This is a genomic window from Amycolatopsis thailandensis (assembly GCF_002234405.1).
GTDB lineage: Bacteria > Actinomycetota > Actinomycetes > Mycobacteriales > Pseudonocardiaceae > Amycolatopsis > Amycolatopsis thailandensis.
In genome coordinates this window covers 1-22647 of record NZ_NMQT01000020.1, presented here as the reverse complement: position 1 = coordinate 22647, position 22647 = coordinate 1, and the positions used below count along the sequence as shown (strand labels likewise).

The window sequence follows — 22647 nt, the reverse complement described above, 5'->3', positions numbered from 1 at the left end:
TCCGTAACGAAAGAGGGAGCCCGTCATGACCGAGGACGTCCGGAACGAGGCGCCCGAGATGCCGCGCCAGCTCAAGACTGTCCGCGTCCTCCTGTGGATACAGGCGGTCCTCAATCTCCTCGCCAGCGCGCTCGTGACCGCCCTCGCGATCAACGAACTCGACCACGGCAACGAAGAAGCGGGGCTCGCTCTGGCGTTGGCGCTCCTCGGCTTCGCGGTCTCCCTCGTGCTGATCGCCTGCGCGATCAGGATCTCCCGCGGTTCGGCCTGGGTGCGGCCCGCGGTGCTCGGCGTCGAAGGACTGTCCGTCGTCCTGGGGGTGATCGGCCTGATCAGCGGCGGGGCGGTCACCCAGCTGATCGGGATCGGCATCGCCATCGGCATCATCGTCGTCCTCAACAAACCCGAGGAACGCGCCTGGTTCACGCGCTGACGAGCTCGATCCGGTAGCGCACTTCGCACAGCGGGACGTCTTCGCCGGGCATGGTGTCGGTCTTCTCCGCCCCGTCCGGCGCCCATCCCGCCGCCGAGTAGAAGCGACGGGCGCGCTCATTCGAGTCGAGCACACCAGAGCGTCGCCTCGCGATGTCCCGAATCCCGCAGCGCGGCGACGGCGGTGTCGAGCAGCAGCCTGCCCAGTCCCGTACCCCAGCGCGCCGGTTCGAGGTAGATCGCGCGCAGTTCCCCGCGTTCCCGGTCGACGGCGGTGAAGCCGAGGAGCGAGCCGTCCTCGACGAGGACCAGGACGTCGCGCCGGTTGACGGGATCGGCGAGGATCCGCTGCCAGCGCGCGGCCCGGCCTCGACCGAGAGATCGCGCAGGTACAACTCGGGCAGCAGGCCCCGGTACGCCGACTGCCACGACCGGACGTTCACCTCGGCGATGGGCCAGGCGTCCTCGACGACAGCGGGGCGGATCGCGGACATCGTCAGCCTTTCGCTTTACTGGCCGCGAAACCGGTCACGATGGCGAGCGAGAGCACCATCCCCAGCGCGATCCCCCAGCCCGCGCCGGTCACCCGCGAACTGCTCGGCAGCGCGTAGAACAGCATGCACACCATGACGATTCCGCCGCCCGCCATACCACCGTGGAAAGCGACCCCGAACGCGGCGGGCCGCAGGAACGCGCCGAGGACGGTCCCGATCAGGAGCGTCATCGCGACGACGAGGTAGATCGCGCCCTCGTCGGCCCGGCTCGACGAGTAGGCGAAGAGCTCGCCGGCCTCCACCACGAGACCGGCCACGCCACCGATCCCGGCCACGAGGGCCGCGAAAGTCAGTGCGCCCCGGGGTTTCCTCAGCCCGAGCCGGACGCTCCGGTCGCGTCGCACCGAAACCAGCGCCCAGGCGGCCGCGACGAGCAGGCAACCGCGGGCGAGCACGAGCACGACCGGACCGTACGGAACCACCGAGAGCATCGCCAGCCCGCACAGCAGCCCCGGGCCGACCGTCCGCCGCGTCCTAGGCGCGAACATCGCGATTCCCGCCCCGATCGCGAACGCGATGAGCGGCGAGACGGTCCAGCCGCCGTCTTCGAAGAAGTCCTCCACGCTGCTGTTGACCTGGAACGCGATCACCACCAGGTACACCGCCGCCGCGAACGCGAACAGGCCGGCGGCGACGGCGAACGGGTCGGGCTTCGGGCTCGGAGGGGGCAGTTCGGCGGGCGGACGCGGTGCTTCGGGTGTCTCCGGGGCCGGGGCGAGCACGGGCTCGGGCGGCGGACTCGGCACGGGTCGCGGCTCTGTTCGAGGTTCCGGCACAGGCTGCGGCGCGGTTCGCGGTTCCGGCGCGGGCGGCGGTTCCGGTTCCCGGACGACCTGGCCCTCGACCCGGACGGCCACCTCGCCGGTCGGTCCGGTCACGGTGACCCGCCCGTCGAACGCTCCGATCTCCACCTGGTCCAGGCGGATTTCGGCCCCGCCGTCGACTTCGGTCACCCGCAGCCAGGAATGCGACGCGGTGAAACGGCAGGCCTGTGCGATCGGCGGCCCTTCCAGCCGGATCCGCGCCACCGGCCGCGATCCCCGGACGACCTCGCCGAACACCACCACCTCGGGCTCGGCACGCACCAGCGCCTCCTGCCGCGCCACGTCCGCGGCCTCGGCGACATGCTGGATATCGGTCTGCGCCATCGCCGTGAGGACTTCGTGGGCGCCGATGGCGACGGAGAGGTTCTCGCTCGTCAGCCGTCGCTGAAGTTCCGTCACCGCGCCGAGGCGGGTGAACATGTTCGGATCCTCGCTCGCCGCGCGCAGGTCGGCCGGGACCGGCGACGGCTTGATCCGGCGCCGCCTGCTCCTGGCCAGGTACAGCTCGCCCTGCATCTCGATGTCCCGGCTGGGTGTCTGGTTCGGATTCCGCTCGCGGACGCTGTCGAAGAGGTAGTCGTAAAGCTCGCTGAGCGCGATCCAGCCGTCTTCGTCGCGATCCGCGTCCCCCGTGCGGAGCCCCTCGACCAGCGCCGACGTGAACACCGACGGCCGCGCGTGGTCGTCGGCGAGATGGTCGCCCTCGAAGGCGTACTCGATGGAGTTCGACGCGGTGATCACCGCGCGGCCCCGGCCGCCGAGACCACCGCCCGGAAAAGCGTCGAGCACGTTGGCCTCGCCGGTGGCGCGCACCGCGACTCCTCGGCCGAAAGCGCCGCCGTAGCAGCAATCCAGCAGCAGGACGATGCTCCTCGACCGGCTCATCCGCATGCAGCGCTGGACGAAATCGGCGGGGACGGCACTCGACGCGAGCCGCTCCGGCCGGGTGTTGCGGGCGGCGAAGAACAGCTCGCCCGACTCGCTTTTCAAGCCGTGGCAGGAGAAATGCACCAGGACGACGTCGTCCGGCGCGCTGTCGGCGAACAGGTCCTCGACGCGGCTCGCGATGACGTGGGCGGTCTCGTCGCGCACCACCTGGACGTCGAAATCGCTGACGTCGCGGTCGGCGAGGACCGAGGCGAGCGCCTCCGCGTCGGCCGCCGGGGACCGCAGCGCGCTCAGCCCGGGGTTGTCGTACTCCCCGTTGGCGATGATCAAGGCCCGCCGCTGCCCGGTCATGGCGCCGAATGCCTGCTCACGAAGAGGTCGACGAGCTTGTCCTGATCGGAGAGGCTCGCTTCGGACAGCTCCAGCACGTCGCCGTCGATCTCCAGCCGCACCGTCCGCTTCACCCTGCCGCCGCGCGAAAGCCACTCCCGCGCGGCCGCCACCACCGAGCGCAGGCCGTCGGCGGACTTTCCCAGCGTGACCAGCAGCCCGCCCGCCGTCGCCGCGTCGAATCCGCGCGAGCCGGGCGGCGCCTCGCCGGCGGGCAGCGCCTTGACGTCGGAGAGCCCGCGTTCGATCAGTTCCCTTCGCAGGTAGCCGGCGAGCTGGTCGGCGCGCTCGGCGTCGGCCCCGTCCTCACCCAGCTGGACCCGCACCGCTGACGTCATCCCCGGCCTCCCTCGCCCGCACAAAACGAGGAAACGCCTACGCCCGCCCGGCGGCAAGGTCCGATCGGGCAGAGATGTTCACGTCAGCTTTTTTCCAGGTACTCCACGCGATCTTCGTCGACGACGTCGGCGATCATGTGCGCCAGCCCGAGATAGTTCCCCAGGGCCGGGTCCTTCTCGACGATCTCCGACGAGCGGGCCCTCGCCTCGGCGATGACCTCCTCGTCCTGCAGCAGCGAAAGCAGTTTCAGGGTCGACTTCTTCCCCGACTGAGCGGCACCGAGGATGTCGCCCTCGCGGCGCAGTTCCAGGTCCATTCTGGACAGTTCGAAACCGTCCGTTGTGGACTCGACGGCGGCGAGCCGCTCGCGGGTGGTCGTCCCGTCCAGGGTTTCGGTGACCAGCAGGCACAACCCCGGCACACTGCCCCGGCCGACCCTGCCGCGCAGCTGGTGCAGCTGGCTGATGCCGAACCGGTCGGCGTCCATGATCACCATCGCCGTCGCGTTCGGCACGTTCACGCCGACCTCGATCACGGTGGTCGCGACGAGCACGTCCAGCTCGCCCTTGGCGAACGCCTGCATCACGGCGTCCTTGTCGTCGGCGGGCATCCGGCCGTGCAGGGCCCCGATCTTCAGCCCCTTCAACGGTCCTTCGGCCAGCTCGGGCGCCACGTCGAGGACGGCGAGCGCCGGGCGTTTGTCGCCCTTGTCCGACGCCGGTTCGTCACCGATGCGCGGGCAGACGATGTACGCCTGGTGGCCCTTGCCGCATTCCTCGCGGACCCGCTGCCACGCCCTGTCCAGCCACGCGGGCCGCTCCGCGACCGGCACCACCGACGTCTTGATCGGCGACCGGCCTGCCGGCATCACGCGCAGCGCGGAGGTCTCCAGATCGCCGTACACGGTCATCGCGACCGTGCGCGGGATGGGTGTCGCCGTCATGACGAGCACGTGCGGGCTGGTGTCGTCGGAGCCGCGGGAGCGCAACGCGTCCCGCTGTTCGACACCGAAGCGGTGCTGCTCGTCGACCACGACCAGGCCGAGATCCGCGAAGGACACCGTGTCCTGGATGAGCGCGTGCGTGCCGACGACGATCCCGGCCTCGCCGCTGACCGTCTCCAGCAACGCCTTCTTGCGTTCCTTCGCGCCCATCGAACCGGTCAGCAGTGTCACGCGCGTGGCCTTCTCCGCGCCACCGAGCTGCCCCGCCTGCCCGAGGTCACCGAGCATTTCGCTCAGCGAGCGCGCGTGCTGCGCGGCGAGCACCTCCGTCGGCGCGAGCATCGCCGCCTGCCGCCCGGAATCGACGACCTGCAGCATGGCGCGCAGCGCGACCACCGTCTTACCGGAACCGACCTCGCCCTGAAGCAGCCGGTTCATCGGGTGCTCGGTGGAGAGGTCCCTGGCGATCTCCTCGCCGATCTCCTGCTGGCCCGAGGTCAGCTCGAACGGGAGCCGCTTGTCGAAGGCGTCGAGTATGCCGCCTTCGGTGTGCGGACAGGCCTTCGCGGGCCGGGAGACGAGGGAATGCCTGCGCTGCGCGAAAATCAGCTGCACCGCCATGGCTTCGTCCCATTTGAGCCGCCGCCGCGCGGAGTTCAGCGCGTCCCAGCCCGACGGCCGGTGGATGCCGCGCAGCGCGCTTTCCAGGCTGGGCAAGCCGTACTGGGCGAGCAGCTCCAGCGGCATCGGGTCCTCATCGACCTCCAGCACGTCCAGCACCTGCCGCACGCTCTTGGCGATCACCCACGTCGGGATGCCCTGCGCCGCCGGGTACACCGGGATGATCTCGGCGAGGAAGTCGTCCAGCGCCTCGGCCTCCCTGTCGGCTTCGAACAGCTCGTACTCGGGATTCGCCAGCTGGAGGACGTCGCGGAAGGCGGTGACCTTGCCCGCGAAGAGCCCGTTCTTGCCGGGTACGAGTTCCTTTTCGCGCCAGGCCTGGTTGAAGAAGGTGCATTGCAGACGGCGTTTGCCGTCGGTGATCACCATTTCGAGCAAGGTGCCGCTGCGCGCCTTCATCCGGCGCTTGTTGACCCGCTCGATCCGCGCCATCACGGTCGCGTGCTCGCCGAGTTCGAGCCCGGCGATGTCGGTGAGCTGCCCGCGTTCGGCGTAGCGGCGGGGATAGTGGCGCAGGAGGTCGCTGACCGTCTCGATCTTGAGGCCCTTGGCGAGTGCCTTCGCCGTCGCCGCGCCCACGACCAGTTTCAGGTCCGCGCGCAGGTTGGTCATGCGGTCACTCCACCCCCATCAGCAGCACGGCGTCGGACTGGCCGCCGGCGTAACTCGTCACTTCGACCTCAGGATGTTCCACGCGGAGCCGGTCCGCCAGCTCGCCGGGCAGCCGGACCGGGACGTCGACGCCGGTCAGCACGGTGACCAGTTCGCCGCCGAGGGCCAGCATCCGGTTCAGCACGCCGACCGCCGCCGCGACCAGGCTCGTCTCCGAAGCGGGCGCGGGCTCGATCAGCACGACCTCGCCGTCGACCAGGCCGACGACGTCACCGGCCTGCGCCCGGCCCACCCAGGTTAGCGACTCCTCCTGCGCGATCCGCAGTTCGCCACGCCTGGTGGCGGCGGCCGCTTCGGCCATCGCGACCACGTCGTCGTTGGTGCGGCGGTCCTTGTCGTGGACGGCCAGCGCGGCGAGCACCTGGACGGGTGAAACGCACGGGATGACGACGACGTCGCGGTCCGCGGCCATCGCGTGCCCGGCCGCCGCGTCGGCCGCCGCGGTCAGCTGATGGCCGCCGGGGAGGACGGTGACGTGGTGCCCGGCGGCCTCGTTGATCAGGCCGAGCATCTCCTCGACCGTCGGTTCGCTCCCTTGCGGGACCGAAAGCACCGCGACGCCTTCCGCGCGGAGGAGTTCGGCCAGGTGCCCGCCGTGGACCACGGCGACGACCGACCGGTCGAGGCCGCCGCCGACCTCGACCGGCGTGGGCGTGATCAGCGGCTCGACCCGGACCTTGCGCGGGCGGCCGAGCTCGATCCCGGCCTCCAGCGCCGCGCCGATGTCCGCGCAGTGCACGTGGACGGCGTACGCGCCGGCGCCGTCACCGGCGACCGTGACGCTGTCGCCGAGACCACTGAGGGTCTTGCGCAACGCGGGCAGGCTGGCTTCGTCGACGCCGTCGAGCAGGTACATGACCTCCCAGGCCGTCGGCGCGTCGATCGTGTGATGGTGGTGCGCTTCGAGCGGGTGCTCCGGCTCGGTGACGCCGCCGGAGATCACGCCGGACAGGGCGTCGAGGACCGCGACCAGTCCGCGCGCGCCCGCGTCGACCACCCCGGCCACGGCCAGGACCGGCAGCTGCTTAGGGGTCTCTTCGAGCGCTTCGGCGGCGACGCTCGCCGCCGTCGCGGCCACCTCTTCGAGCGATCCCGTCGCGTCGCGGACTGTCGCGGCGACGGTGTGGAGCACGGTCAGGATGGTCCCGGCGACCGGGCGGCTCACGGCGCCCGTGGCCGCCCTGTCCGCGCGGCCGAGCGCCTCCGCGAGACCGGGTCCGTCGAGGTCCCTGGCGGCCGCCGACTCGGCGATCCCGCGCACGACCTGCGACATGATCACCCCGGAGTTGCCCTTGGCCGCCGCGACCGCGCCCTTGGCGAACACCGCCAGCGCCTCGGCGGTCGTCGCGGGCTCGGCCTCCGCCAGCGCGTCGCGGGCCGCCGTCATGGTGAACAGCAGGTTGGAGCCGGTGTCGGAGTCGGCGACCGGGTAGACGTTGATGCCGTCGATCGCCGGCCGCAGCACCGCCAGGCTGTGCACACAGGCCGCCGACCAAGCCGACACCGCCGTCACGTCGAGCACCCGCACCCCGTAACCTCCTAGCTGTTCCAGCGAGGGTATCGACCCGGTGCCGGAGGGCTCTGAGCCACTGGTTACTATGGTCGAGTTGCCCAGCATGCTGGGCGCATCATTCTTTGTCCCAGATCCAGAGGAGTTCGACGTGGCTGCCGTGTGCGACGTCTGTGGCAAGGGACCGGGCTTTGGCAAGTCGGTCTCGCACTCCCACCGGCGTACCAACCGCCGGTGGAACCCGAACATCCAGACCGTTCACGCCAAGATCGGTCTGTCCCAGCGCAAGCGCCTGAACGCCTGCACCTCGTGCATCAAGGCGGGCAAGGTCGTTCGCGGCTGAGCCGGGTTTTTGGGGAATGGCGGGCGCTCTTCGGAGCACCCGCCATTTTTTATGCGCGGGTCTCGCGTGGAGGCTTTCGTGTGCCTGGGTGGACGGCGCGTGTGATCAGACGGACGACACGCGTGCTCCGATGGACGACACGCGTGATGGGCGGGACGACACACGTGCGGGCAGGCCCTCGCCGCGTGTCGTCCGTCTGGACACACGTGTCGTCCGTCGGAGCACACGTGTCGTCCCTCCAGTCACACGAAACCGCCCGGCAGTAGGTACCTGAGACACTCATGGCTCCGACCCGAATCGCCACTCACGACCACCTGGACCGAAGCCTCGACTGCACTGTCCGTGAAGGCCTCCTTCCCTACTCTCAAGGTAGGGAAGGAGGCCTTCACGGACTTTCGCCTCGCCCCAGGAGTCACACCGGCCACTGCTGTCACGCGCGCGTTCTCCGGAAGTACATGATGGCCCCCTTCCTTGCGCCTGGCGCAAGGAAGGGGGCCATCATGTACCTCAAGCGAGGGTCAGGGGAGCTTCCAGTCCACGGGGCCGGCCCCCTGGTCGGCGAGCAGCTGGTTCGCCCGGCTGAACGGCCGCGAGCCGAAGAAGCCGGAGTGCGCCGAAAGCGGGCTCGGGTGCGCCGACTCGATGCACGGCACCTTCCCCAGCATCGGCTTCAGGTTCCGCGCGTTGCGGCCCCACAGGATCGCCACCATCGGCTCGTCCCGCGCGGCGAGGGCCTTGATGGCCTGCTCGGTGACGTCTTCCCAGCCCTTGCCCTGGTGCGAGTTCGATTTGCCCGGCTGCACCGTCAGTGCCCTGTTGAGCAGCAGCACACCCTGGTCGGCCCACGGCGTCAGGTCGCCGTTCGACGGCAACGGATGCCCGAGGTCCTCGCAGTACTCCTTGTAGATGTTGATCAGGCTCTTAGGGATCGGCCGGACGTCAGGCGCCACCGAGAAGCTCAGCCCGACCGCGTGCCCGGGCGTCGGGTACGGGTCCTGGCCGACGATCAGCACCCGCACGTCGTGGAACGGTTGCTGGAAGGCCCGCAGCACGTGCTCCCCGGCCGGGAGATAGGTCCGGCCCGCGGCGATCTCCGCGCGGAGGAATTCCCCCATCGCGGCGACCTGCGGCGCCACCGGTTCGAGGGCTTGCGCCCAGCCTTCTTCGACGATGTCCTGCAGCGGTCGTGCGGTCACGGCGTGCGAGCTTACTCAGGCCGGTCGGCGCCCCTTTTTCCGGCCGGTTGAGACGGCGGTCACAGGGTCGTATCCTGGTCTCCAGCGGTGTTCCGCCTGACCTACTGCCGTGGGGTCACCCGGGGCCGGGACGCCCGAGCACGACCACGCACCACCCGCACACCAACCCTGACCGGCTGGTGGGGACGCCCTGGGACTCGTCGGCAGGTGAGGGCTGGGCTGTGCCTATCGAGAGCTTTTTCGTCCGTCTGCTCGGGATGTCCGTTCCCGCGCTGTTGGTGACGGCCGGCATCCTCCTGCTGATCTTCCTCGCGGGCTGGCTGACCCAGCGCCAGCAGTTGCACAACGGCAAAGGCGCGCCGTTCAAGATCAGGCTGCCCTTCTACCACGTCGAATCGGGGCAGCCGGAGGAAACCGAACCACCCGACGACACGAAAAAGTCTTAGTCCAGCCGCCGGAGTTCGACCCGGAACCGGGCCGCCCGCTCGACATAACCATCGACGACGAGCTTGATCATGTCGGGCCCGAAAGAGGTATTGGGCCGCGTCTTCGCCGGGACGCCGAGCGCGATGTGCCCACTGTCCACATGGGACCCATAGGAGAGAACCGCGCCCGCGCCGACCATCCCGCCGTCCTCGACGACGGTTCCGTTCAGCACCACCGATCCCGACGCGATCAGGCAGCCCTCGCCGATCCGCGCGCCCTCGATGTGCACGGAATGCCCGACGGCGGAGGAGTTCCCGATCACCGTCGGTTCCTTGCGGGTGCAGTGCAGCACGCAGCCGTCCTGGACGTTGGACCGCTCGCCGATCTCGATGTACCCGTGGTCGCCGCGCAGCACCGTCTGCGGCCACACCGACGCGAACGCCGCGATGCGGACGTCGCCGATCACCGTCGCGTCAGGGTGGACGTAGGCGTCGGGGTGGATCGACGGTTCGAGGTCGCCCAGGGCGTAGATCGGCATGCGTTCTCCTAGACCAGCGACTTGCCGTAGCAGACGCTTTCCGGTTCGTCCTTGTAGTACCCGAAGCCCGGCATCTCCCGGTAGCCCGCCGACTCGTACAGCGCGATGGCCTCGGGCTGTTTGTCACCGGTCTCCAGCACCATACGCAGCCGTCCGGCCTCGGCGGCCGTCCGTTCCAGATCGGCGAGGATCGCCCGCGCGACACCTCGCCCGCGCGCCGAGGCCATCACGAACATGCGCTTGATCTCGGCGTCGCCGGGCAGCAACGGGTCGGGCCCGTCGTGCGCCCGCCAGGCGCCGCACGCGACCGGGACGTCGTCGAGATAGGCGGCCAGGAACAGTCCCCTCGGCGCGGCGAACTGCGCCCCGTCCATCGGCGTCTCGTCTTCACTGCCGTACCGGGCGGCCAGCTCGAGCTGGGCTTCGGCCAGCAGCTTCACCGCGTCGGGGTGGTCGTAGGGCAGCACACGAAGGTCCATGAGCGCGAGATTAGCGAGCGGCCGTGGCACGGGGAAAGCAGAATTGGCCCAAGCAAATGTGACGTGATCGGCACTGTCGCCGGGACATCGGTGCGCCTTAGGTTTCCGATCATGTCGATCGAAGCCGGGGCGCCCCTGCGCCAGGCCCGCAACTCCGCCGCGTTCTGGGCCGCGACCGGCCGGTCCCGCGGGCACGAGGTGATCCGCCGCCGCGGTTTCCTCGCCGTCGCCGGTGACGAACGAGCGGGACTGCGCGTCCTGCTCCAGGAACCCGATCTCACCGACGACGAACTCACGGAGATCACCGAGCTGGCCGCCCGGTCGAAGGGCCCGGTGGACGCCGAGGATCCCTTCAGCGCCACCGATCTGAACCATCTCGGGGACATGCGCAGCTGGCAGATGCCGGTCATGCTCCGCCCGCCCTCCCCCGTCGCCGAACCCGCGATGGAGGTGGTCCGGGTCGACGCGGAAACGGATCTGCGGGCGGCCGAACTCGCGGTGATCGCCGGCTTCGAACTCACCCGGTTCGAGCCCTATCGCGCGGGCGAGATGTTCCCCATGGCCCTGCTCGGACAGCCGGGGGTCGGCGTGTTCGTCGCGCGGCTCGACGGCGAGGTCGCCGGGGCGTGCGTCACGGCCGTGGAGGACGGCTTCGGCAGTCACTACTGGGTGGGCACGCCGCCGGCCTTCCGCTCTCGCGGCGTGGGCCGGGCCGTGATGCTCGGCTCCCTCGCCCCGCTGGCCGGGCTGCCGGTCACCCTCACCGCCTCCAAAGCGGGCAGGCCGCTGTACGAATCCCTCGGTTTCACCGTCACCGCCCAGTCGACCTGGTGGGCCTCACGCTGATCCCTAGCGCCAGTGCTCCCAGCCGCCGTGGTGCCCGTACTTCTTCCCGTCCACCGTCACCCCGGAATCCGGCATCGTGACGACGCCGATCTCGGTCCAGCCCTCGGGCAGGTCGGCGAACGCGGGGAAGGTGGCCGCGAAAGCGTGGTCCTCGCCGCCGGTGAGGACCCATTTCAGCGGGTCGGCGCCGAGTGCGGTGCCGACCTCGGTCAGCCTGCTCGACACGTCGAGATCCGCGGTCCGGATGTCGATTCCGACGTCGGACGCCGTGGCGATGTGGCCGAGGTCGGACAGGAGCCCGTCGGACACGTCGATCATCGCCGTCGCGCCGCCGTCGGCCGCGCGGAGGCCCGCCTCGTAGTCCGGTTCGGGGCAGCGCTGAGCGTTGACGACGCTGACCGGCGAGCGGAAACCCCGGCCGAGCACGGCGAGCCCGGCGGCCGCCCAGCCGAGCCGTCCGCAGACCGCGACGACGTCGCCCGGACGCGCGCCGGATCGCTTGACCGGTTCCCGGCCACCGAGGTCCCCGAGCGCGGTGACACTGATCACGATCTGGTCGGCGCGCACCATGTCGCCGCCGACGATCCCGATCCCCGCGCGTTCGGCTTCGATCCACATGCCCTGGGTGAGTTCGGTGACGACCGAGGTCTCGGTGTCCGGCGGGCAGGCGAATCCCACCAGGACGGACGTCGGGCGGGCGCCCATGGCGGCGATGTCGGTGAGGTTCACCGCGACCGCCTTGCGCCCCACCTGTTCGGCGCTGGACCAGTCGAGCCGGAAATGGACGCCCTGCACGAGGACGTCGGTGGTGGCCACCGTCCGGCCGTCCGGGGTGGCCACGACGGCCGCGTCGTCCCCCGGTCCGAGCAGTGTCGTCTCCGGCTGTTTCCGGCCGGCCGTCACCGCTTCGATCAACCGGAATTCACCGGTCCCGGCGACCGTGCCGTCGTTCGGTGACACCCGTCACCTCCACTTTCCCTTGTCCGGACAAATGTCGATCACCGATAGTCGGAAGCCCTAGGTTTTTCCCGGGGCTGGCGATACGTTGCTACAACGTTCCTACCTTGAGCCGACTTTTACGAAGGGGCGCGCCGTGGTCCACGCATACATCCTCATCCAGACCGAGGTCGGCAAAGCCGCCGCGGTCGCCGCGGAGATCTCCACCATCTCCGGTGTCACCAGTTCGGAGGATGTCACCGGCCCCTACGACGTCATCGTCAAGGCCGCGGCCGACACCGTCGATCAGCTCGGCCAGCTCGTGGTCGCGAAGGTGCAGAACGTGGAGGGCATCACTCGTACACTGACCTGCCCGGTCGTGCATCTGTAAGAGGTGGTGTAGTGGTCCGGTGGCTGACACGGACACCGGCGCTCCCCCGAAACCACTGCTGATCGCGGCCGTCTGCCTGGCGGTGCTGCTCGTCGCGGGCGTCGCCGTCTTCGGGCTGACCCGCGGCGCGGAATCCGAGGCTCCCGCGGCCGATGGCCCGCTCCCGCTCGTCCCGGTCCCGGCGCCGCAATCGGGATCACCCGATTGTGCGAAGCTCATCGGCGCGCTCCCGCACGAACTCACGTCGTCCGGGAACACGCTGGTCCGGCGGAAGCTGGCCGATCCCGCTCCCGAGGCCACGGTCGGCTGGGGCACCGGCGACCCGGTGGTCCTGCGCTGCGGACTCGGCAAGCCGCCGGAACTCACCCGGACCTCGCAACTGCGGACGATCAACAACGTCCAATGGCTACAGGTCGAGGGCGAGGGCACCGCGACGTGGTTCGTGGTGGACCGCTCCGTCTACACGGCACTCACCGTGCCGGACACCGCGGGGACGGGGCCGCTCCAGACCATTTCGGACGTCGTCGGCGCCAACCTCCCCGCCGTGCCACTGCGTTTCTGACCGCCTGCGGTTCTGATTCAGGGCACGACCAGCAGGCTCTTCCCGGTGTACCGCCGCGCCTCGATGTCCGAGTGCGCGGCGGACGCCTCGGACAGGGGATACGTCCGGCCGATGATCGGCGTCAGTTTCCCTTCGGCCGCCTGCCGCAGCACTTCCCGCACCCGGCGCGGATTGTCGGGCCAGAAGCCGACCAGCTGTGACATGTCCACAAGGGACAGCCGGGCGCGGTCGGCGTCGCCGATCACCGTTTCGGCCCCACTGGACATGCCGTAGCCCGAGAACCGGCCGCCGTTCTTCAGCAGCGCCAGCGAGGCCGCGCCCAGTTCACCGCCGACGCCGTCGAACACGACGTCGAGCCGCTTGCCCCCGGTGCGGGCCAGGGCCTCGCCCGTCCAGTCCGCCACCGAGTAGTCGACCGGCTCGGCGCCCAGTTTCCTGGCGATCGCCGCCTTTTCGCCGCCGCGGACCGCCGCGATGACGGTCGCGCCCGCCGCGCGGGCGAGCTGCACCATCAGGCTGCCGAGACCGCCGACCCCCGGCGCCACCAGAATCCGCTCCCCGGCCCGGACCGGGGTCTTCTCCAGCAGCGCCAACGCGGTACTGCCGTCGTTGAGCAGGGCGACAGCGTGCTGGAGGTCGAGGCCCGCCGGAACCGGGAAGGTGTCCTCGGGCAGCGCGATGACCGTGTCCGCGTATCCCCCGCCGTAGTCGCCCACCGCGCTGGAGACGACTTCCTTGCCCAGCCAGGTCTGGTCGACTCCGGCCCCCACGGCCTCGACGATGCCCGCCACCGCGCTGCCGGGTACGTACGGCAGCTCGACCCCGAACTCGTCGGGCCCGTCCCCCCGCCGGATGAGGGCGTCGAGCCAGCCGACTCCGGCCGCCTTCACCGCGATGCGAAGCTCGCCCTCGCCGGGTTCGGGAGTGGGCAGTTCGATCTGTTCGAGAACACTGGGGTCGCCGAAGCGGGACACTGTGATCGCACGCATGTCCGCAAGGTAGGACCTCCAGTTCGCTGGAGGTCAAGCGAACACGGGGATCAGCGGTTTCAGCGCGGAGTGCAGCACTTCCCGCGAGCAACCCGCGTAGCCGATGAGGTTCCCGAACACCGTCGGCGTCCCGGTGAAGTGCCGGACGAGCCCGTCGAGCCGGATCCCCGCGCGTTCCGCGGCCGTCAGCCGCGCCGCTTCCTCGGCCGCCGTTCCACAAGGGACGACCAGGTGCGCGCCCGCGTCGTCGCCGAGCACCGGGATCCCCGCCGACGTCAGCGCGGCCGAAACCAGGGACCGGCGCTCCGAAAGTTCCCGCCGGAGCTTCCGCAGATGCCGCCCCAGATCGCCGTGCCGCGCCAGTTCGGCGAGCACCCGCTGCCCCGCGGGCGACGGGCGCGTCCCGGTGCCTTCGCGATACTCCAGCACCGCGGCCGCGACGGGTGACGGCGCGACCATCCAGCCCGCGCCCAGCGCCGGGGTGAGGATCTTGCTCGTGGTCCCGAGATGCGCGACGACGTCGGGCGCGAGCGCGGCCAGCAGCGGGAGCGGCGCGACGTCGAACCGCAGCTCGCCGTCGTAGTCGTCCTCGATCACCAGCATGCCCTCGGCGCGGGCGAGTTCGACGAGCTCGACCCGGCGGGACGCGCTCATCCGGCTGCCGAGCGGGTATTGATGCGCGGGAGAGCAGTACACCGCGCGGACGTCGGCGGGGACGGCGTCCGGGCGCAGGCCCTCTTCGTCGACCGGGACGGGCACGACCTCCATCCCCGCCCGCCGGAACGCCTGCACCGCGCGCTGGTAGCCCGGCTCCTCGATGGCGACCCGGTCGCCGCGCGAGAGCACGGCGCCGGCGAGTTCGATCACCGCCGCCGTCGTCCCGCCGGTGGCGAGCACCGTTCCGGCGGCGAGCCCGCGGTGGCGCAGCAGATGTTCGGACACCGCGTCCCGGTACGCGGGCAGACCGGCCCTGTCCTCGCGGTAGGTCGGGCGCGGATCGGCGGCGGCCCGCCACGCGCGGCGCCACGCGGCCCTTTCGACGCCGTCGGCCCACGGGACGCCCGGTGTGAGGTCGATCAGCGTGGGCGGCGCGGCCGGTCTACCGGGCGCCGGGCCTTTCGACGGCCTGTCCGCGGGCGGTGTCGTGGTCACATAGGTGCCGGAGCCGTGGCGGCCCGCGATCCACCCCTCCGCGTGAAGCTGCTCGTACGCCGCCGACGTCACCGTGCGGCTGACGCCGAGCCGGTTCGCGAGCGCCCTGGTCGAAGGCAGCCTGTCGCCACCGCGCAGATGCCCGTCGCCGGCGGCCACGCGCAACGCGTCGGCCAGCTGGACCGCGAGCGGGACGAGCGAATCGCGGTCGAGGCTGACCGGCAGAGCGGTGTCGGACATGCTGTACTCCGCTTCTCCGTGAAGTGGCCTTCTCAAGTATAGGAGAATTGGCCGTTATTACAGGCCACTCGCGTGGGTGAGACTGCTCGCATGCCCACACCGCTGTCTCCCACCGACCGCACCACTCTCAACCGCAAGAAGAACCGCGCGCTCACCGATCGCTCGGCGCTGTACGCGGTGCTCGACGAAGGCCTGATCTGCCATCTCGGCATCGTGCGCGACGGCGTCCCGCTGGTCATCCCGACCGGCTACGGCCGCGACGGGGACACGCTGTACCTGCACGGCTCCACCGGGGCGAGGAGCATGCGCGACTCGGACGGCGTCGAGGTCTGCGTCACGGTGACCCTGCTCGACGGCATCGTCTACGCGCGTTCGGTCAACAACCACTCGATGAACTACCGCAGCGCGGTGATCCTGGGCAAGGCGGCCGCGGTCACCGACGGCGAACGGAAGATGCACGGCCTGCGGGTGCTGACCGATCACCTCGCGCCCGGCTCCTGGGAGCACGCGCGGGACGTCAACGCGAAGGAGTTCGCGTCGGTTTCGGTGCTGGAACTGGACCTCACCGAGGCGTCGGTGAAGATGCGCGGCGAGGGTCCTGACGACCCCGAGGACGAGGTCGCGGCCGATCTCTCGTGGGCGGGGGTGCTGCCGGTGCGGACGGTGTTCGGGGAGCCGGAGCCGTCGGCGGACCTGGCTTCGGACTGGGTGGTGCCGGACCACGTGAAGGGGCGGGTCGGGTAGTCGCGGATGTCATGAAAGGGTCTTTCAGGACGTTTTTCGTCCTGAAAGACCCTTTCATGACACGTGGGGAAGGCCCCTTCGCCTCGGGGCGTGATCCTCGCGGAGGGCGGAGTCCCGAAGGTGTTGCGAAAGCCACTTTCGCAACGTTGAAGGTTGCGAAAGTGGCTTTCGCAACACCGGTGTCATTGGCGGTCGACGGGGGAGGAATCGGGGCGTTCAACGTCCCAATTCCTCCATCGTCGCGCCCTGACAGCCGCGGAACCACCACTCACGACCACCTCGAAAGCCTTCAGCGCGTCCGCGGCAGCCGCACGGTGAAAGTCGTCGCCCCCGGAACGCTCGCGACCTCGATGGTCCCGCCGTGCGCGGAGACCAGTGACAGCACCACCGAAAGCCCGAGTCCGGTCCCGCCGTTGCCGCGGGTGCGGGCGGTGTCGACGCGGAAAAACCGGTCGAAGATCCGTTCCCGCGCTTCCGGCGGGATCCCCGGCCCGGCGTCGCTCACCCGCAGGACGACCTCCGAATCCGAAGCCGCGCCCGACAACGTGACCGGGGTTCCGGGCGGCGTGTGCACCGCGGCGTTGGCGAGCAGATTGTCCAGCACCTGCCGCAGGCGCACCGGATCCGCTTGCAGGACGACGTCTTCCGGGAGCGGCCCGACGGTCAGCGGATGCTCCGGGCGGCCGGCGGCGAAGGCCTCGCCCGCGTCGGTCATCAGTTCGGCGAGGTCGACGTCGACCAGCCGCAGCGGCGCCTCGGTCTCGGGCGCGTCGAGGCGCGCGAGGAGCAGGAGGTCGTCGACGAGCACGCTCATCCGCTGGGTCTCTTCGCGGATTTTCGACAGGTGCGCCTCGCGTTCCGCGGGCTCGTTCGCCGCGGCGTAGCGGAAAAGCTCGGCGTAGCCCCGGATCGACGTCAGCGGCGTGCGCAGTTCGTGCGATGCGTCGGCGATGAACCGCCGCAGCCGTTCGTTCGCCTCCCGGCGCGCGACCAGCGAGGAATCGAGGTGCGCCAGCATCAGGTTGAACGCCGTCCGCAGTTCCTCGACCTCGGCGCCGCCACCGTTCGCCGGCGCGCGCACCGGGAGATCGGCGTTCGTGGTCAGATCGTGCGACGCGATGTCGTGCGCCGTCCCGGCCATGTCGCTCAGCGGCCGTAACCCGCGCCGCAGCACCAGCCGTCCCGCGATCACCAGCACCGCCAGCGCCAGCAGGAACGCGACGACCTCGACCATGATCAGCTGGCTGACCGTCCGGTCCAGATCCGCCTGCGGCGCGGCGCTGACCAGCACGATGTTCCGGCTCGGCTCGATCGGGCAGGCCCGGACGCGGTAGGTGCCCTTGTCCTCGATGTAGACGGTCCGCAGCACCTCGGTCCGCGTCGCGTCCTCGGCGACCTTTTCGAGCGCTTTCGAGTCCGGTGGCAGGGAACCGCCGTCCTGCGGGAGCGCGTCACCGTTCTGTACCGAGAAAACGGCGGAGAACCAGCCGTAGGACTGCTGCGGTTTCCCGCCGTGCGTGGTGCGCAGTGACGGCACCTGGCTGATCTGGGTCTTGGCGAGCTGTTCGTCGAGCCGGTCGTTCAGATAGCCCTTCATGATGCCGACCATCACGGTGCCGACGACGGCGAACACGACCAGCGCCAGCGCGCCGAGGCCGAGCGCGAGCCGGGTCCCGAGCCTTGACCGGCGCCAGGCGTCGTACCACCGGCGCAGTGCTTTCATCTGGCGGCCTGCCGCACGACGTAGCCCACCCCGCGCACGGTGTGGATCAGCGGCTCGTTGCCCGCGTCGAGTTTGCGCCGCAGGTGGGAGATGACGAGTTCGACCACATTGGACCGGCCGCCGAAATCGTATTCCCAGACGTGGTCGAGGATCTGCGCCTTGGTCATCACCGACGGCGAACGCCGCATGAGATAGCGCAGCAGTTCGTATTCGGTCGGCGTCAGCTCGGCGGGTTTGCCGTCGCGGGCGACCTCGCGGGTGTCCTCGTTCATGGTCAGATCGCCGACGCGCAGCAGCGCGGCGGCCCTGGCCTGGCTGCTGTGGCTTCGCCGCAGGACCGCGCGCAGCCGCGCCATCAGTTCCTCGACGGAGAACGGCTTGACGAGGTAGTCGTCGCCGCCCCGGGTGAGCCCGGCGACACGGTCCGCCGTCGCGTCCTTCGCGGTGAGGAAGACGACGGGCACCGCCGTCCCGGACTCGCGGAGCCTGTCCAGCACGGTGAACCCGTCGATCCCGGGCAGCATCAGGTCGAGCACGACGATGTCGGGCACGAACTCGGCCGCCCTGACGAGCGCGGCCTCGCCCGACCCGGCGGTGACGGCCTGCCAGCCCTCGTAGCGGGCGACGGTGGCCACCAGATCGGCGATATGCGGCTCGTCGTCCACCACCAGTAGTCGAACGGGGGTCTCGGTGTTCACAAGGCCCATCCTCCGTTAACGCGCGCGCGAGAGCGAGGCGGGAGCGCAGACGACAGGAAGCCGACAGGTTCCGCCAAGAAAGGTCACAGGTTGGCCCAGCAGGCTCGGTGCTTGAACCGGACCGGAAGGAACCACGTGTGACCACCATGACGCAGACCGCCGTGAAGCCGCGCCCGGCGATCCGTCCCAGGATCGCCGCACGCGCCGGGCTCTTGACCTTCATCGGGGCCAACGTGGCCGCCGTGACCGCGCTCTTCTTCACCGCGGGACCGTCGGACAACGTGCTCATCAGCGTCGGCAGGCTCGCCGGGCTGTACGGGGCGCTGGCGATGGCGTTCCAGCTGCTGCTGGTCGCCCGGCTGCCGTGGCTCGACCGCCGTCTCGGCATGGACCGGCTCACCGTCTGGCACCGCTGGACCGGGTTCAGCCTCCTGTGGACACTGCTGACCCACTTCGTCTTCATCGTCTTCGGCTACGCGCAGGTCGAGGACAACGGCGTGGCGGACGAGTTCGTCACGATGGTGACCAAACTCGAGGGGATCCTGCGCGCGGTCGTCGCGCTCGCGCTGATCCTGCTCGTCGGCGCCGTTTCCGCGCGCTTCGCCCGGCGCCGTCTGGCGTACGAGACCTGGCATTTCCTGCATCTCTACACCTACGCCGCGGTCGTGCTGGCGTTCAGTCACCAGATCGCGCTGGGCGGATCGTTCGCGTCGTCGCCCGGAGCGCGGGCCTACTGGTGGGCGGTGTGGGGGGTCGCGCTCGGCTCGGTCTTCGCCGGCCGCGTGGCGCTGCCGCTGGCCCGGAATCTGCGGCACCGGCTGAAAGTCGTCGCCGTGGTGCCCGAATCCGACGACGTCGTCTCGGTGTACATGACCGGAAAGCACCTGGACAAGATGCCCGCGAAGGCCGGTCAATTCTTCCTGTGGCGCTTCATGACCCGGGATCGCTGGTGGCAGGCCAATCCATTCTCGCTGTCGGCCGCGCCGGACGGCCGTACCCTGCGGCTGACCGCGAAAGCCGCCGGTGAGGGCAGCGCGTCGTTGCGGTCGCTGAAGACCGGGACGCGGGTGTTCGCCGAAGGCCCGTACGGCGCGTTCACCACGATGCACCAACGGAAACCGGACGCGCTGCTGATCGCGGGCGGCGTCGGGATCACGCCGATCCGCGCGCTGCTGGAGGAGATCTCCGGCCACGTCGTGGTGCTCTACCGCGTCCGCACCCAGCTCGACGCGGTCCTGCTGCCGGAGCTTCGCGGGCTGGCGCAGGCGCGCGGCGCCGTCGTCCACGTCCTGAGTGGACCGTCCGATCTGGCCGGTCCGTACGGGCCGGTGCTCGGCGCGCCCAGCCTGGGGCGGATGGTGCCGGACATCGAGAATCGGGACGTCTTCGTCTGCGGTCCGCCGGGGATGACCTCGGCGACGTTGCGCAGCCTGCGCGAACTGCGGGTGCCGAACCAGCAGGTCCACGCCGAACGCTTCAGCCTCGCCGCCTGAGCCAGGGAGTCCCGATCATGAAGAAGACCATCGTCGCCGCCACGGTCGCCCTTTCGGCCGCCGGATTCCTCGGTGTCTGGCTGTACGAACCTTCCCCGCTGGGTTCGGAGACCGTGGCCGTCGCCGCGCCCGCCCCTTCCGTGTCCTCTTCGGACGGTGGCGCCTCCGAAGGCGCCGAGCGCACCATCGACGGATCGGTGGAGAGCAACCGGTACGGCACCGTGCAGGTACGGCTGGTGATCTCGGCCGAGGACAAGATCTCCGAGGTCCGTCTCCTGCAACGGCCGATCAGCGGGCGCGGCGTCGACGCGATCCCGATCCTCCAGGAGGAGACGCTGACCGCGCAGAGCGCCGACATCGACACCGTCTCCGGGGCGACGTCGACGAGCGAGTCGTACATCGACTCGCTACAGGCGGCGCTGGACGCCAGATGAACCGGGTCGAGCAGGTGATGGGGCTGCCGGTCTCGGTCGACGTCCGGGCGGACGGTGAACTCGTCGCCCATGCGATCGACGGCGTCTTCGGCTGGCTGCGGGAGGTCGACGCCCGGTTCAGCCCGTTCAAGGCCGGCAGCGAGGTCTGCCGGTACGACCGCGGCGAACTCGCGCCTTCGGAACTGAGCGACGACCTGCTGGAAGTGCTTTCGCTGTGCGATCACTACGAACGGCTGTCCGGCGGCGCGTTCAGCGCCCGGCTCCCCGGACGACGGCTCGACCCGAACGCGATGGTCAAGGGCTGGGCGGTGCAGCGGGCGGCGTCGCTGCTGCTGGCCGAAGGGCTGGACGTGTTCTGTGTCAACGCGGGCGGGGACGTGGTCACCTCCGGCGAACCGGAACCCGGCCGCGCGTGGCGGGTCGGCATCCGGCATCCCGAGCGGAGAGACGCGGTCTGCGCCGTGGTGGAGTCGTCCGGCGGCGCTGTCGCGACGTCGGCGGAATACGAACGCGGCGCGCACATCCTGGACGGGCGGACGGGGCGACCGCCCGTCGGGCTGCTGAGCGTCACCGTCACCGCCGACGACCTCGTCACGGCGGATTCCCTGGCCACGGCCGCGTTCGCGATGGGAACCGAAGGGATCGCCTGGGTCGCGGCGCAGCCGGGCTGCCAGGTGCTGATCGTGGACGCGAAACGGCAGGTGCACCGGTCGCCGGGGCTGCGGCTGGCGTGAGTCGCGTGTCGGTACAGGTGGTCGTGAGTGGTAAGTGGGGTTAGAACGACACTTACCACTCACGACCACCTGTACCGAGGGCTCGCTGTGCTTAAAGCGTTGGCAGGGGCTCGCGGGCTCAGGCAGACTGCGGTCTCATGGCCTCTGTAGTGCAAAACTTCTTCTTCGACTGCGCCGACGCCTACGAACTGGGACGGTTCTGGAGCGGCGTCGTCGGCAAGCCGATGGCCGACGACGACGTGCCCGGCGACCCCGAGGCGATCATCGTGATGGACAACGGTGTCACGCTGTTCTTCGGGCAGGTCCCGGAACCGAAGACGGTCAAGAACCGCATCCATCTCTGCCTCGAACCCGACATCCCGCGCGACGAAGAAGTGGACCGCCTGCTGAAGCTCGGCGCGACCCTCCTGCACGACCGGCGCAATCCGGACGGCACCGGCTGGGCCGTCCTCGGCGACCCCGAAGGCAACGAATTCTGCGTCCTGCGCAGCGCCGCCGAAAAGGCCGCGACCTCGTGACGGATTACGTCACCGTCAACCGCGCGAACTGGGACGAACGCGCTCCGGCTCACGCCGATTCGGTGGATTACGGCTACCGGAAGTTCGTCGCGGATCCCGCGCATCTCAGCGGTGTGGTCACCTTCGACCGGCCGCTGCTCGGCGACGTCTCCGGTGCGCGCGGAGTGCACCTCCAGTGTCATATCGGCACCGACACGCTTTCCCTGTCCCGGCTGGGCGCGCGGATGACCGGACTCGACTTTTCCGCGCCCGCGCTGGAGATCGCGCGACGGCTGGCCGCCGAGACGGGCGCGGAGATCGACTATCACGAGTCCGATGTGTACGGTGCCGTCGATGTGCTGGGCGCCGGGCGTTTCGACCTCGTCTACACGGGAATCGGCGCGATCTGCTGGCTGCCGGACATCGCCCGCTGGGGACAGGTCGTCGGCGCGTTGCTGCGGCCGGGCGGGCGGCTGTTCATCCGGGACATGCACCCGATGCTGGGTACGCTCGACGAGACCCAGCCGCAGATCACGCCGCGGTATCCGTATTTCGAGCAGGCCGAGCCGCTGGTGTTCGACGAGCCGGGGACCTATGTGGACACCGACGTCGCGTTCGAGAACAACCGCACACACGAGTGGAACCACGGGCTGGGCCAGATCGTCACTTCGCTGCTCGACGCCGGGCTGACACTGACGCGGCTAGTGGAGCACGACAGTGTGCCGTGGAACGCGCTGCCGGGGTTCATGACCCGGAACGACGCGACCGAAGAATGGCGGCTGACGAAGGATCCGCAGCGACTGGCGGCGAGTTTCACCATCGAAGCCGTGAAGCGCGCTTGAGTCCCGTCGCTCCTTGGTGTCATGAGGGGTCCCCATAGGACACTTTTCGTCCTATGGGGACCCCTCATGACACCCCCCGGGGGACGCGAGGGGCGGCGGATGTCATGAAGGGGGCTTTCAGGACGAAAGACGTCCTGAAAGCCCCCTTCAT

Annotated in this window: 26 protein-coding genes; 12 read left to right on the top strand and 14 right to left on the bottom strand. The window is 70.0% G+C overall.

The window, feature by feature from the left end; translation table 11 throughout:
• Positions 1 to 25: 25 nt before the first annotated feature.
• Positions 26 to 433: a hypothetical protein gene (locus CFP71_RS06225; RefSeq protein WP_093932875.1), complete on the top strand. Its 408-nt coding sequence runs from the start codon at positions 26 to 28 to the stop codon at positions 431 to 433.
• On the opposite strand, the gene CFP71_RS44825 is transcribed toward CFP71_RS06225, so the two are convergent.
• The 6 genes from CFP71_RS44825 to CFP71_RS06200 form a co-directional block, all read right to left on the bottom strand.
• Positions 423 to 566, bottom strand: coding sequence for a hypothetical protein (locus CFP71_RS44825; RefSeq protein ID WP_244199571.1), 144 nt, complete (start codon positions 564 to 566; stop codon positions 423 to 425). The genes CFP71_RS06225 and CFP71_RS44825 overlap by 11 nt on opposite strands.
• Positions 550 to 861 carry a GNAT family N-acetyltransferase gene (locus tag CFP71_RS44820; RefSeq protein ID WP_244199570.1) on the bottom strand — a complete coding sequence of 104 codons (312 nt, stop codon included), beginning with the start codon at positions 859 to 861 and terminating at the stop codon, positions 550 to 552. Before CFP71_RS44820 ends, CFP71_RS44825 begins: the two co-directional genes overlap by 17 nt.
• A 67-nt stretch (positions 862 to 928) precedes the next feature.
• Positions 929 to 3049, bottom strand: a complete 2121-nt coding sequence (locus CFP71_RS06215) for a caspase family protein (protein WP_093932874.1) — start codon at positions 3047 to 3049, stop codon at positions 929 to 931.
• Entirely contained in the window at positions 3046 to 3426 is a 381-nt protein-coding gene (locus CFP71_RS06210) for a hypothetical protein (RefSeq protein WP_093932873.1), read from the bottom strand. The genes CFP71_RS06215 and CFP71_RS06210 overlap by 4 nt, the downstream gene beginning before the upstream one ends.
• 83 nt (positions 3427 to 3509) lie before the next feature.
• Positions 3510 to 5663 (bottom strand): ATP-dependent DNA helicase RecG, encoded by a 2154-nt coding sequence (gene recG / locus CFP71_RS06205; protein WP_093932872.1) that lies wholly within the window; start codon positions 5661 to 5663, stop codon positions 3510 to 3512.
• A gap of 4 nt (positions 5664 to 5667) precedes the next feature.
• A complete protein-coding gene (locus tag CFP71_RS06200) occupies positions 5668 to 7251 on the bottom strand; it encodes a DAK2 domain-containing protein (RefSeq protein ID WP_093932871.1) in 1584 nt (527 codons plus the stop codon).
• 133 nt (positions 7252 to 7384) lie between these two features.
• On the opposite strand from CFP71_RS06200, the gene rpmB reads away from it, so the two are divergent.
• Complete coding sequence (rpmB, locus tag CFP71_RS06195) at positions 7385 to 7576, top strand: 50S ribosomal protein L28 (protein ID WP_007031450.1); 192 nt, start codon at positions 7385 to 7387, stop codon at positions 7574 to 7576.
• A 518-nt stretch (positions 7577 to 8094) separates the two neighbouring features.
• Here rpmB and CFP71_RS06190 read toward each other — a convergent pair.
• Positions 8095 to 8772 carry a uracil-DNA glycosylase gene (locus CFP71_RS06190; protein ID WP_093932870.1) on the bottom strand — a complete coding sequence of 226 codons (678 nt, stop codon included), beginning with the start codon at positions 8770 to 8772 and terminating at the stop codon, positions 8095 to 8097.
• A 221-nt stretch (positions 8773 to 8993) separates the two neighbouring features.
• Here CFP71_RS06190 and CFP71_RS06185 point away from each other — a divergent pair, with 221 nt between their 5' ends.
• Positions 8994 to 9218 carry a hypothetical protein gene (locus CFP71_RS06185; protein ID WP_093932869.1) on the top strand — a complete coding sequence of 75 codons (225 nt, stop codon included), beginning with the start codon at positions 8994 to 8996 and terminating at the stop codon, positions 9216 to 9218.
• On the opposite strand, the gene CFP71_RS06180 is transcribed toward CFP71_RS06185, so the two are convergent.
• Entirely contained in the window at positions 9215 to 9736 is a 522-nt protein-coding gene (locus tag CFP71_RS06180; protein WP_093932868.1) for a gamma carbonic anhydrase family protein, read from the bottom strand. The genes CFP71_RS06185 and CFP71_RS06180 overlap by 4 nt on opposite strands.
• Before the next feature lie 8 nt (positions 9737 to 9744).
• Positions 9745 to 10215: a GNAT family N-acetyltransferase gene (locus CFP71_RS06175; RefSeq protein WP_093932867.1), complete on the bottom strand. Its 471-nt coding sequence runs from the start codon at positions 10213 to 10215 to the stop codon at positions 9745 to 9747.
• A 111-nt stretch (positions 10216 to 10326) separates the two neighbouring features.
• On the opposite strand from CFP71_RS06175, the gene CFP71_RS06170 reads away from it, so the two are divergent.
• Entirely contained in the window at positions 10327 to 11061 is a 735-nt protein-coding gene (locus CFP71_RS06170) for a GNAT family N-acetyltransferase (protein ID WP_093932866.1), read from the top strand.
• Positions 11062 to 11064: 3 nt separating this feature from the next.
• Here CFP71_RS06170 and CFP71_RS06165 read toward each other — a convergent pair whose 3' ends face one another.
• Positions 11065 to 12021, bottom strand: a complete 957-nt coding sequence (locus CFP71_RS06165; protein WP_093932865.1) for a thiamine-phosphate kinase — start codon at positions 12019 to 12021, stop codon at positions 11065 to 11067.
• 133 nt (positions 12022 to 12154) lie between these two features.
• Between CFP71_RS06165 and CFP71_RS06160 the strand changes: the two genes are divergently transcribed.
• Both CFP71_RS06160 and CFP71_RS06155 read left to right on the top strand, forming a co-directional pair.
• Positions 12155 to 12388: an Lrp/AsnC ligand binding domain-containing protein gene (locus CFP71_RS06160; protein WP_005160289.1), complete on the top strand. Its 234-nt coding sequence runs from the start codon at positions 12155 to 12157 to the stop codon at positions 12386 to 12388.
• Positions 12389 to 12407: 19 nt separating this feature from the next.
• A complete protein-coding gene (locus CFP71_RS06155) occupies positions 12408 to 12950 on the top strand; it encodes a DUF3515 domain-containing protein (RefSeq protein ID WP_093932864.1) in 543 nt (180 codons plus the stop codon).
• Positions 12951 to 12967: 17 nt separating this feature from the next.
• Here the strand turns inward: CFP71_RS06155 and CFP71_RS06150 are convergent, their stop codons facing one another.
• Together CFP71_RS06150 and pdxR are read right to left on the bottom strand one after the other, a co-directional pair.
• The gene (locus tag CFP71_RS06150; protein WP_093932863.1) at positions 12968 to 13939 is read right to left on the bottom strand and encodes a zinc-binding dehydrogenase; all 972 of its coding nucleotides are present in this window, start codon (positions 13937 to 13939) and stop codon (positions 12968 to 12970) included.
• A 33-nt stretch (positions 13940 to 13972) separates the two neighbouring features.
• Positions 13973 to 15331 (bottom strand): MocR-like pyridoxine biosynthesis transcription factor PdxR, encoded by a 1359-nt coding sequence (gene pdxR / locus CFP71_RS06145; RefSeq protein WP_093932862.1) that lies wholly within the window; start codon positions 15329 to 15331, stop codon positions 13973 to 13975.
• 90 nt (positions 15332 to 15421) lie between these two features.
• On the opposite strand from pdxR, the gene CFP71_RS06140 reads away from it, so the two are divergent.
• Positions 15422 to 16075, top strand: a complete 654-nt coding sequence (locus CFP71_RS06140) for a pyridoxamine 5'-phosphate oxidase family protein (protein WP_093932861.1) — start codon at positions 15422 to 15424, stop codon at positions 16073 to 16075.
• A gap of 289 nt (positions 16076 to 16364) precedes the next feature.
• Here CFP71_RS06140 and CFP71_RS06135 read toward each other — a convergent pair whose 3' ends face one another.
• Positions 16365 to 17798, bottom strand: a complete 1434-nt coding sequence (locus CFP71_RS06135; protein ID WP_093932860.1) for a sensor histidine kinase — start codon at positions 17796 to 17798, stop codon at positions 16365 to 16367.
• The gene (locus CFP71_RS06130) at positions 17795 to 18496 is read right to left on the bottom strand and encodes a response regulator transcription factor (RefSeq protein ID WP_093932859.1); all 702 of its coding nucleotides are present in this window, start codon (positions 18494 to 18496) and stop codon (positions 17795 to 17797) included. Before CFP71_RS06130 ends, CFP71_RS06135 begins: the two co-directional genes overlap by 4 nt.
• Before the next feature lie 137 nt (positions 18497 to 18633).
• Between CFP71_RS06130 and CFP71_RS06125 the strand changes: the two genes are divergently transcribed.
• The 5 genes from CFP71_RS06125 (at position 18634) to CFP71_RS06105 (ending at position 22496) form a co-directional block, all read left to right on the top strand.
• On the top strand, positions 18634 to 19989 hold the full coding sequence (locus CFP71_RS06125; RefSeq protein ID WP_208635889.1) for a ferredoxin reductase family protein: 1356 nt from the start codon (positions 18634 to 18636) through the stop codon (positions 19987 to 19989).
• Positions 19990 to 20006: 17 nt separating this feature from the next.
• Positions 20007 to 20423, top strand: coding sequence for an FMN-binding protein (locus CFP71_RS06120; protein ID WP_093932858.1), 417 nt, complete (start codon positions 20007 to 20009; stop codon positions 20421 to 20423).
• Positions 20420 to 21157: an FAD:protein FMN transferase gene (locus CFP71_RS06115; RefSeq protein WP_093932857.1), complete on the top strand. Its 738-nt coding sequence runs from the start codon at positions 20420 to 20422 to the stop codon at positions 21155 to 21157. Before CFP71_RS06120 ends, CFP71_RS06115 begins: the two co-directional genes overlap by 4 nt.
• Before the next feature lie 137 nt (positions 21158 to 21294).
• Positions 21295 to 21675, top strand: a complete 381-nt coding sequence (locus tag CFP71_RS06110) for a VOC family protein (protein WP_093932856.1) — start codon at positions 21295 to 21297, stop codon at positions 21673 to 21675.
• Entirely contained in the window at positions 21672 to 22496 is an 825-nt protein-coding gene (locus CFP71_RS06105) for a class I SAM-dependent methyltransferase (RefSeq protein ID WP_093932855.1), read from the top strand. The genes CFP71_RS06110 and CFP71_RS06105 overlap by 4 nt, the downstream gene beginning before the upstream one ends.
• Positions 22497 to 22647: the final 151 nt, after the last annotated feature.

Bases quoted from the DNA above. Each gene is read 5' to 3' on its own strand.
- CFP71_RS06140 (WP_093932861.1), top strand. From the start codon at position 15,422: ATGCCCACACCGCTGTCTCCCACCGACCGCACCACTCTCAACCGCAAG.
- CFP71_RS06115 (WP_093932857.1), top strand. From the start codon at position 20,420: ATGAACCGGGTCGAGCAGGTGATGGGGCTGCCGGTCTCGGTCGACGTC.
- CFP71_RS06170 (WP_093932866.1), top strand. From the start codon at position 10,327: ATGTCGATCGAAGCCGGGGCGCCCCTGCGCCAGGCCCGCAACTCCGCC.
- CFP71_RS06215 (WP_093932874.1), bottom strand. From the start codon at position 3,049: ATGACCGGGCAGCGGCGGGCCTTGATCATCGCCAACGGGGAGTACGAC.
- CFP71_RS06150 (WP_093932863.1), bottom strand. From the start codon at position 13,939: ATGCGTGCGATCACAGTGTCCCGCTTCGGCGACCCCAGTGTTCTCGAA.
- CFP71_RS06175 (WP_093932867.1), bottom strand. From the start codon at position 10,215: ATGGACCTTCGTGTGCTGCCCTACGACCACCCCGACGCGGTGAAGCTG.
- recG (WP_093932872.1), bottom strand. From the start codon at position 5,663: ATGACCAACCTGCGCGCGGACCTGAAACTGGTCGTGGGCGCGGCGACG.
- CFP71_RS06110 (WP_093932856.1), top strand. From the start codon at position 21,295: ATGGCCTCTGTAGTGCAAAACTTCTTCTTCGACTGCGCCGACGCCTAC.
- CFP71_RS06210 (WP_093932873.1), bottom strand. From the start codon at position 3,426: ATGACGTCAGCGGTGCGGGTCCAGCTGGGTGAGGACGGGGCCGACGCC.
- CFP71_RS06225 (WP_093932875.1), top strand. From the start codon at position 26: ATGACCGAGGACGTCCGGAACGAGGCGCCCGAGATGCCGCGCCAGCTC.
- CFP71_RS06120 (WP_093932858.1), top strand. From the start codon at position 20,007: ATGAAGAAGACCATCGTCGCCGCCACGGTCGCCCTTTCGGCCGCCGGA.
- pdxR (WP_093932862.1), bottom strand. From the start codon at position 15,331: ATGTCCGACACCGCTCTGCCGGTCAGCCTCGACCGCGATTCGCTCGTC.
- CFP71_RS06135 (WP_093932860.1), bottom strand. From the start codon at position 17,798: ATGAAAGCACTGCGCCGGTGGTACGACGCCTGGCGCCGGTCAAGGCTC.
- CFP71_RS06180 (WP_093932868.1), bottom strand. From the start codon at position 9,736: ATGCCGATCTACGCCCTGGGCGACCTCGAACCGTCGATCCACCCCGAC.